General features: G+C 75.8%; 8 protein-coding genes. 3 read left to right on the forward strand and 5 right to left on the reverse strand.

Translation table 11 applies throughout. From position 1 onward, the window contains the following. The first annotated feature begins 214 nt into the window (after window positions 1-214). The gene (locus ABZW03_RS32235; protein ID WP_355266204.1) at window positions 215-619 is read left to right on the forward strand and encodes an STAS domain-containing protein; all 405 of its coding nucleotides are present in this window, start codon (window positions 215-217) and stop codon (window positions 617-619) included. 62 nt (window positions 620-681) lie between these two features. On the opposite strand, the gene ABZW03_RS32240 is transcribed toward ABZW03_RS32235, so the two are convergent. From ABZW03_RS32240 to ABZW03_RS32250, 3 genes are all read right to left on the reverse strand, one after another. After that, window positions 682-1,692: an SDR family oxidoreductase gene (locus tag ABZW03_RS32240; RefSeq protein ID WP_355266206.1), complete on the reverse strand. Its 1,011-nt coding sequence runs from the start codon at window positions 1,690-1,692 to the stop codon at window positions 682-684. 97 nt (window positions 1,693-1,789) lie between these two features. After that, window positions 1,790-3,925 (reverse strand): catalase, encoded by a 2,136-nt coding sequence (locus ABZW03_RS32245; protein ID WP_355266209.1) that lies wholly within the window; start codon window positions 3,923-3,925, stop codon window positions 1,790-1,792. Between the two features lie 198 nt (window positions 3,926-4,123). Beyond that, window positions 4,124-4,759 carry an HAD-IIIA family hydrolase gene (locus ABZW03_RS32250; RefSeq protein ID WP_355266212.1) on the reverse strand — a complete coding sequence of 212 codons (636 nt, stop codon included), beginning with the start codon at window positions 4,757-4,759 and terminating at the stop codon, window positions 4,124-4,126. Window positions 4,760-4,956: 197 nt separating this feature from the next. Between ABZW03_RS32250 and ABZW03_RS32255 the strand changes: the two genes are divergently transcribed. Both ABZW03_RS32255 and ABZW03_RS32260 read left to right on the forward strand, forming a co-directional pair. Beyond that, complete coding sequence (locus tag ABZW03_RS32255; protein ID WP_355266214.1) at window positions 4,957-5,517, forward strand: hemerythrin domain-containing protein; 561 nt, start codon at window positions 4,957-4,959, stop codon at window positions 5,515-5,517. 34 nt (window positions 5,518-5,551) lie between these two features. Then, a complete protein-coding gene (locus ABZW03_RS32260; protein WP_355266217.1) occupies window positions 5,552-6,583 on the forward strand; it encodes a DNA topoisomerase IB in 1,032 nt (343 codons plus the stop codon). Here ABZW03_RS32260 and ABZW03_RS32265 read toward each other — a convergent pair whose 3' ends face one another. Together ABZW03_RS32265 and ABZW03_RS32270 are read right to left on the reverse strand one after the other, a co-directional pair. Next, complete coding sequence (locus tag ABZW03_RS32265) at window positions 6,584-7,585, reverse strand: PHP domain-containing protein (RefSeq protein WP_355266220.1); 1,002 nt, start codon at window positions 7,583-7,585, stop codon at window positions 6,584-6,586. A gap of 175 nt (window positions 7,586-7,760) precedes the next feature. Then, window positions 7,761-8,383 (reverse strand): class I SAM-dependent methyltransferase (locus ABZW03_RS32270; RefSeq protein WP_355266223.1); only part of this gene is annotated, 623 nt, incomplete at its 5' end.

Genomic DNA, 8,383 nt, shown 5'->3' on the forward strand with positions numbered 1-8,383 from the left:
GTCAGGGTGAACAGCCCGCCCGCCGCGGACGGCGCCCCCGAACCGTCCGGGCCGAACCCGTCCCCGACCAGGAGCGCAACGCTCCCCGCACTCGTCGGCCGTAGCCGTAACGGCCGCCTCGTGCCACCCGTCAGGACGGGGGCGTGGAACGCGCCGGACCGGGCAGGCGCGGAGGCGGAGAGCTGCCCTCTTGCTCGAGAGGAGGGACCCGCTCGTGTCCACCCCCTACGCCTTCCGCTCCACGAAGCCCGGGGCCCTCGCGCCGCTGCTGCGGATCAACGCCTTCACCGTGTCCGGCCGGGCCGTCGTCGTGCGCCTGGTCGGGGAGGTCGCCAGGGACCAGCGCCGCCGCCTCGAAGCAGCCCTCACCCGGGCGGTGGCCCTGCGGCCGCCCCGACTGGTCGTCGACCTCGCCGGGCTGGGCTTCTGCGACTCCGCCTGCCTGAACGCCCTGCTCAGCGCGCGTCTGGCCGCGCAGGCCGCCGGCGTCGAGCTGCTGCTGGCCGCCCCCGCCGCGCAGGTGCGCCGGTTGCTGGAGATCACCGGCACGGACGAACTCTTCACGGTGCGCCCCAGCGTCCCGGCCGCCGTCGGCGGTGCCGGCGCCGCCGACGGATGAGTGCTGGTGTCCCCGTTCGTCGGGGACGCCTCTTGTCCCGGGCGCCCGGCGGTGCGCAGGGCTCACCGGGGCCGCCGTCCGCGTGCCGCGCCGGCCACGGCGCCGAGCAGTGCCGCACCGCCGGCGGCGAGCAGGCGGTGGTGCTGGGAGGCCCACAGCTGGGCGCTGCGGTCGCGGGCCTCGGCGTCGAAGCGGCCGTGCGCGCCGTGGTCCGTCGCGGCGTCGCCCGGGGACCAGAGGTTGCTCGGTTCGTCGCCGCGGCGGGTCCGGTCCTCCTCCTGCTGGGCGTCGAGGCCGGTGCGGGCGAGGTAGCGGTCGAGCAGGCCGGGTGCGAGCGCGTTGGCGACCAGGGTGCCGACGGTGCTGCCGCCCACCCAGTGCTCCCGCCGCCCGGGGTGGTCGGCGGCGAACAGGACGGCGCGGGCGGCGAGTTCGGGCTGGAACACGGGTGCGACGGGGCGGGCGCGGCCGGGCAGCCGGTTGAGCACCCAGTCGAACTGCGGGGTGTTGACGGCGGGCATCTGGACCATCGTCACGCGGACCGCCGTGCCGCCGGCGAGCAGTTCGCAGCGCAGCGCCTCGTGCCAGCCCTGGAGGGCGTGCTTGGCGCCGCTGTAGGCGCTCTGCAGCGGGATGCCCCGGTACGCGATCGCCGAGCCGACCTGCACGATCGTGCCGTGGTCGCGCGGCAGCATCCGGCGCAGTGCGGCCCGGGTGGCGTTGACGTACCCGAGGTAGGTGACCTCGGTGACCCGGCGGAACTCGGCCGGGCTGATCGCGGTGAACGGTGCGAAGACGGAGACGAAGGCGTCGTTGACCCAGACGTCGATCGGCCCGAACTCGGCCTCGGCACGGGCGGCGACGGCCTCGCAGGCCTCGGGGTCGGCGACGTCGGCCGGTACGGCGCGGACCGGGGAGCCCGCCGCCTCCGCCTCGGCGGACACGGCGCGCAGCCCGGCGGCGCCGCGGGCGACCAGGACGAGCCGGTCGCCCCGGGCGCAGGCCCGGCCGATGCCGGCGGTGGCTCCGGTGACGACCACGGTGCGGGGCTCCTGCGGGGTACGGGTTCTCATGAAGGGCGTCTGGCCCGCGGACCTCCGCCGAAACCCGGCGGACGGCGATCGGCGCCGTGGGGCGGCGCCGGCTCGGGGCCGGCCGGCGGTGCGCGGTTCAGCGGGCCGGGAAGCGGTGGTGCTCGACGAGCCCGGCGAAGTCCTCCCAGAACGACGGGCCGACCGGCTCACCGGACGGGTGGACGGCGACGCCCGCCGGCGCGGGCGACGTGCCGAGACCGGCCGCCCGGGCGAGCTCCACGCCGGTTCCCAGGACCGCGACCGGCTTGCCGTGCCGCAGCGCCTCGGTCAGGAAGCGGACGGCGTCCGGGTCGGACGGCAGGACCTCCTCGCCGCCGTCCGGCAGCACCAGCGCGTCGTAGAGCACCGAGGCGGTGGTCGGCAGGGCGCGGTCCACCGGCAGCTGCCCGCCGTCGGCCGCCGGCACGTGGCCGTCCTGCGCGGCGAGCGTCTCCACCACCGCGCCCCGGGCGGCCAGCCGGTCGTGCGCCGCCCGGACCTGGGCCCCGTCCACGCCCGGGGCGGCCAGGACGGCGACCCTGCGGGTGCGGATGCCCGAACCACGCAGGTTCTCCTGGCTCAGCGCGGGGGAGACCCGCGGCTCCTGGCCCGCCGACCCGGGCTCGTCCCCGGTGCCGGGCTCGGGCGCCGGTTCGGGGACGCCGACGCGTCGGGCGACCTCCGCCGCCAGCCCGGGCGAGACGTGGACCAGGTTGCCGACCGTCCGGCGGCGGACCTCCCGGTCCGCCACCTTCCCCAGCTCGAACGCGAAGGCCTCGACGATGTGCTGCTGCTCCCAGTCGGCCATGCTGTGCCAGAACAGCGCGGCCTGGCTGTAGTGGTCGGCGAAGCTGGGGCTGCGGTGGCGGATCGCCGTGCCGTCGATCCGCTGCTGGTAGTACTCGAAGACCCCCTCGGCCAGCCGGCCGCCGCCCAGGGTGGCCGGACAGCCGCCGCCGACGGAGTTCGGCGCGTAGCTGGTGCCCGGGTGGACGGTCTGCTGGCCGTAGCCGTCGCGCTGGTTGTTGCGCACCTCGGCGAGCGGCCGGTTGACGGGCAGCTGCGCGAAGTTGGGGCCGCCGAGCCGGATCAGCTGGGTGTCCAGGTAGGAGAAGTTGCGGCCCTGGAGCAGCGGGTCGTTGGTGAAGTCGATCCCGGGGACGACGTTGGCGGTGTGGAAGGCGACCTGCTCGGTCTCGGCGAAGAAGTTCTGCGGATTGCGGTCCAGCACCATGCGCCCCACCGGGCGGACCGGCACCAGCTCCTCCGGCACCAGTTTGGTCGGGTCCAGCAGGTCGAAGGGGAACGCGAACTCGTCCTTCTCCGGGATCAGTTGGACGCCGAGCTCGTACTCGGGGAAGTCGCCGCCGGCGATCGCCTCCCAGAGGTCGCGGCGGTGGAAGTCCGGATCGCGGCCCGCCGTGAGCTGGGCCTCGTCCCAGACCTGCGAGCAGACGCCGAGCAGCGGCCGCCAGTGGAACTTCACGAAGGTGCCGCGGCCGTCGGCGTCGACCAGGCGGAAGGTGTGCACGCCGAAGCCCTGCATCATCCGGTAGCTGCGCGGGATGGCCCGGTCGGACATCAGCCACATCAGCATGTGGGTGGACTCGGGCTGGAGGGAGCAGAAGTCCCAGAAGGTGTCGTGCGCGGAGGCGCCGGTGGGGATCTCGTTCGGCGGCTCCGGCTTCACCGCGTGGACGAAGTCCGGGAACTTGACCGCGTCCTGGATGAAGAACACCGGCATGTTGTTCCCGACCAGGTCGTAGTTGCCGTGCCGGGTGTAGAACTTGGTGGCGAAGCCGCGGACGTCACGTACGGTGTCGGCGGAGCCGCGCGGCCCCTGGACGGTGGAGAAGCGGACGAACACGGGGGTGCGGCGGCCCGGCTCCTGGAGGAAGTCGGCGCAGGTGAACTCGGCGAGGGACTCGTACGGTTCGAAGAAGCCGTACGCGCCGGCGCCGCGGGCGTGCACGACGCGTTCCGGGATGCGCTCGTGGTCGAAGCGGGTGAGCTTCTCGCGCAGGTGGAAGTCCTCCAGCAGGGTGGGACCGCGGTAACCGGCGGTGAGGGAGTTGTCGGTGTCGTCGACGCGCACGCCCTGGTCGGTGGTGAGCGGCCCGTCCGGGTCGGGCGCGCGGAACGCGTCGAGAGCGGCGTCCTTGGCGTCCCTGGCGTCCTTGGCGTTCCGGGCTTCGGGCGGAGGGTTCTCGGGGGTTCCGGTGTTCCTGGGCATCGTGGGTCTTCCGTCCTGGAGTCGGGGGGTGGGGCCGGTCGCGTCGGGCGGCAACCGGCGGATGGGGGCCGGCTCACCGGCGGTGGGCTCTCGGCAACGGCGTGTGCCCCTCCGGGCCCGGTCCACACGTGGTGCCGCGCTCCCGGCCCGGGACCACCTGTGGACCGGGCCCGTGCGGGCGGCGGCCACGGAGGGTGTTCACGGTCGCAGGAGGAGTTCGGCGGCCTGCACGGGATCCCCGGCGGTCCGGTGGGTCGTGAGGGTGCACGGCGAGTGACCGGCCTCGGTGGCCCGTTCGCGGACGCGGATCGGGTGAGCGCCGGCGGCGAGAGCGGCGTCGGCCACGGCGTCGGTGGAGCAGATCACGGTGGCCCGCGCCGACGGGACGCCGAGTGCCCGGCAGGCCGCCGTCACCAGCGCCGGGGTCGGCATCCGGCAGCCGCACCCGTCGTGCGGACCGTGCGGACAGACGGCCCAGACGTCGAACGGGCCCAGCAGTGCTTCGGCCCGGGCCTGGACGGCCTCCACCTGGGCGCGCCCGAGCAGGCCGCGGGCGACGCCCGGCTGGTTGCTCACCACGCCGAGCGCGAAGCCGGCCGCGCGCAGCGCCGCGAGGGCGGCGCGGATGCCCGCGGTCGGGCGGACCATGGCGGGGTCGCCGTTGCAGGAGACGCCCTGCAGGAGCGTTCCGTCCCGGCCGAACAGCACGGCGCCCGCCGGGGCGCCGTCGACGGCGCGGCCGGGGCGGGTGGTCAGCCAGGGGCCCGATCGCCCGCGAGGGCCGGACGGCCGGGGTTGCGGAACGGTCGGTACGGGTTCTGCGAGGTACGCCATGCCTCTGCGGGTTGCCTGCGGTACGGGGCGTCAAACGGGCCCGGAGCCTGTGTTCCGACGTGGTGGACGACCGTTTGGCCCCGGGGCTGCCGGGGACACGCAGGGGCGGCGGAAGCCCGCCCCGGCGACGGGCCTCCACCGCACCGGCGGCGAGCCGGCCGCCGTACCCGGCAAGGACACAGAACGGAGCATCCGCCGTGCACCACGACGAAGACCTGCTGGAGCAGCTGACCACCGACCACCGGTCCGTGCTGGTCCGCTTCAGCGAACTCAGCGGCATCCCCAGCGGAGACCCGCAGCGCAAGGACCTGACCGACCTCGTGACCGATCGACTGGTCCGCCACACCCGGGCCGAGGAGCAGCACCTGTATCCGCTCGTCCGCGACCGGCTGGCCGACGGGCCGGCCGTGGTGGAACGCGAACTCGCCGACCACCGGGCGGTGGAGGCGCTGCTCGCGGAGCTCCGCCCGACCCACGCCACCTCGCCCCGCTTCGACCGGCTGGTCGCCCGGCTCGTCGAGGAGGTCACCCGGCACGCCGGCGACGAGGAGGCGCGGCTCTTCCCGGCCGTACGGGCCGTGGCGAGCGAGGCCGAGCTGCGCGAGCTCGCGGCCAGGGCCAGGGAGACCAAGGAGTCCTCGACCGGCCGGCCCCGTCACCAGCCGCCCACCGAACGCCCGGCGGACCGCCTGCCGCCCCCCGAGCGCACGGTCGTCGAGCGGATGCGGGACTTCCTGACCCCGGGCGGACCGCACTGACCCCGCGCGGCTCCTGATCCCCCGTCGTGGACCGATGGCCCGGCTGACGACCAGTGATCCCCACCGCCCCGGCTGGCGGCGCGTCCGCTGCGGGCGCGGCTTCCGCTACCGCGACGAGGCGGGGGCGACACTGTGCGACGACGACGCCCTGGCCCGGCTCAAGGGCCTGGCCATCCCGCCGGCCTGGACGGACGTGTGGATCTGCCCCAGGCCCGACGGGCACATCCAGGCGGTCGGCACCGACGCCGCCGGCCGGCGCCAGTACCTGTACCACCCGGACTTCCGGGCCCGCCAGGAGGCGGCCAAGCACGACCACGTCCTGGCCGTCGCCGAGGCTCTCCCCGGACTGCGCGAGCGGGTGGCCGCCGACCTGGCCCTGCGAGGCCTCCAGCACGACCGGGTGGCGGCCTGCGCCGCGCGCCTGCTCGACCTCGGCTTCTTCCGGATCGGTTCCCCCGCCTACGCGAAGGCCAACGGTTCGTACGGCCTCACCACGCTGCGCCGCGACCAGGCCGCCGTCCGGGGCAGCCGGCTGTGCTTCGGGTACCCGGCCAAGTCCGGACGCCGGCGCGACCTCGCCGTCACGGACGAGTGCGCCGCGAAGGTCGTCCGGGCCCTCCTCCACCGCAAGGACGCCGACCCCGGGCTGTGGGCGTTCTGGGAGCACCGGGCCTGGCAGCCCCTGGACGCCGCGGACCTGAACGCGTATCTGCGCGCCGGGTGCGGAACGGAGGTCTCCGCCAAGGACTTCCGCACCTGGCACGCCACCGTGCTGGTCGCGGTCGGCCTCGCCGTGTCCTGGCCGCAGGCGAGCGGCTCCAGGAGCGCCCGCCGCCGCGCCGCCGCCCGCGTCGTCAGGGAGACGGCCGCCTATCTGGGCAACACCCCGGCCGTGTGCCGGGCCTCCTACGTCAATCCCCGGCTCTTCGAACTGTACGACCGGGGGCGGACCGTCGCCGTCGACCTGCCCGGGCTCGCCGCGGACCCCGAGGGCCCGGGCCTGCCGGGCATCGGCGCGGGCGTCGAACGTGCCGTCCTCGACCTGCTGAGCCGGGCGAACGACTGATCAGGCGCCGGTCCTCCCCGTCCAGGCCAGGAGCCGTTCGCGCGGCCAGGTGGTGACCAGCCGCTCGGGGCCGAGGCCGAGACGCGCCGCGCGGGCGTAGCCGGAGGTGAACCAGTGCAACTGGTCGGGCGCGTGGGCGTCGGTGTCGACGGCGAACAGGCAGCCCGCCTCGGCGGCCAGGCGCAGCAGGTCGTCGGGTGGATCGCGGCGCTCGGGGCGGCAGTTGACCTCCACCGCCGTGCCGCTCGCGGCGCAGGCGGTGAACACCTCCTCGGCGTCGAAGCGGGACGGCGGCCGGCCGCGGCCGGTGACGATCCGGCCGGTGCAGTGCCCGAGGACGTTCGTGCGGGGGTGGCGGACCGCGGCCAGCATCCGGGCGGTCATCGGGCCGGGCTCGGAGCGCAGCTTGGAGTGCACGGAGGCCACCACCAGGTCGAGCCGGTCGAGCAGTTCGGGCCGCTGATCGAGGGAGCCGTCCTCCAGGATGTCGCACTCGATCCCGGTCAGCAGCCGGAACGGGCCGGTGCGGGCGTTCCAGGCCGCCACCGCGTCGAGCTGCTCGCGCAGCCGTTCGGGGCTGAGGCCGTGCGCGACGGTCAGCCGCGGAGAGTGGTCGGTGAGCACCGCCCAGTCGTGCCCGAGGTCGCGGGCGGCGAGGGCCATCTCCTCGAACGGCCGGCCGCCGTCGGACCAGTCGGAGTGCAGGTGGCAGTCGCCCCGGGCCGCCGCCAGCAGGTCCCACCCGGCCGACGCGGCGGGCCCGGCCCGCTCCTCCAGCCGGGCCAGGTACGGCGGCTTCCGACCGGCCGAGGCCTGGGCGATCACCTCGGAGGTGACCGGCCCGATGCCCGGCAGACGGCGCACCCGGTCGGCGTCCACCGGGCCGGGCGGCAGACCGCGGACGGCCTCGGCGGCCGTGTGGAACGCCCGGACCCGGTAGGGCGAGGCACCCTCCCACTCCAGGAGGAAGGCGATCCGCCGCAGGGCCTGCTCCGGGTCCATGGATGTGCCTGCCTTGGTGAACAGTGGTGGTCACGGTGCGGCGGGGCCGGGGCGGCCGGGGCTCGGCACGGCGATCCGCCTGGTGGGCGTCTTGCCGGGCGCACGTCGTTCCAATCGCGTCCGCGACGGCCGGCTCGCGTTCGCCCTCGTCGCCCGGGCCGCCGACGGGCGGAGTTCACATCCGGCGGGTGCGCAGCACGGCGGTCAGCATCGGGAGGGTGAACTCGCCCGCGCCGGTCTCCGGGCGGGCGGCGAGGTAGGCGCGGGCCGCGTCCAGCAGGGCCGTCCGCTCGTGCTCCGGCATGACCAGGACGCCCGCCTTGGTGGCGAGGGTCGCGACCAGGGAGTCGGCCGTGCGCTGCTGCCCGTGCGGGAACTCCGCCTGCTCCGCGGAGTCGAACCGGGCCGGCCCGCCCGTCCTCGGGAGGTGCATCCGTGCCGTCTCCGTGCGCCAGCTCGCGGGCACGTCGCGCGGGCCGACGGCGGCGGGGCCGGTGACCCGGGCGAGGCCCGCCACCCAGTCGACCCCGTCGTCGAAGACGTTCCACAGGCCGGCCAGGACGCCGCCGGGCGCGAGGACCCGGGCGATCTCCGGCCCCGCGGCGTCCATGTCGAACCAGTGCATGGCGTTGCCGGACACCACGGCGTCGACCGAACCGTCCGGCAGCGGGATCGCCTCGGCGCTCCCGGACAGCGCGCGGACGGCCGGCAGCGCGTCGCGCAGCCCGGCCAGCATCGCCGGGTCGGGCTCGACCGCGACCACCTCGTGATCCAGCGCGACCAGGGCGGCGGTGAGCT

The sequence above is a fragment of the Kitasatospora sp. NPDC004799 genome, assembly GCF_040609095.1.
Lineage (GTDB): Bacteria > Actinomycetota > Actinomycetes > Streptomycetales > Streptomycetaceae > Kitasatospora.

Excerpts from the sequence above, each read along its gene's own strand:
- ABZW03_RS32240 (WP_355266206.1), bottom strand. The coding sequence starts at position 1,692 with ATGAGAACCCGTACCCCGCAGGAGCCCCGCACCGTGGTCGTCACCGGA.
- ABZW03_RS32245 (WP_355266209.1), bottom strand. The coding sequence starts at position 3,925 with ATGCCCAGGAACACCGGAACCCCCGAGAACCCTCCGCCCGAAGCCCGG.
- ABZW03_RS32250 (WP_355266212.1), bottom strand. The coding sequence starts at position 4,759 with ATGGCGTACCTCGCAGAACCCGTACCGACCGTTCCGCAACCCCGGCCG.
- ABZW03_RS32260 (WP_355266217.1), top strand. The coding sequence starts at position 5,552 with ATGGCCCGGCTGACGACCAGTGATCCCCACCGCCCCGGCTGGCGGCGC.
- ABZW03_RS32265 (WP_355266220.1), bottom strand. The coding sequence starts at position 7,585 with ATGGACCCGGAGCAGGCCCTGCGGCGGATCGCCTTCCTCCTGGAGTGG.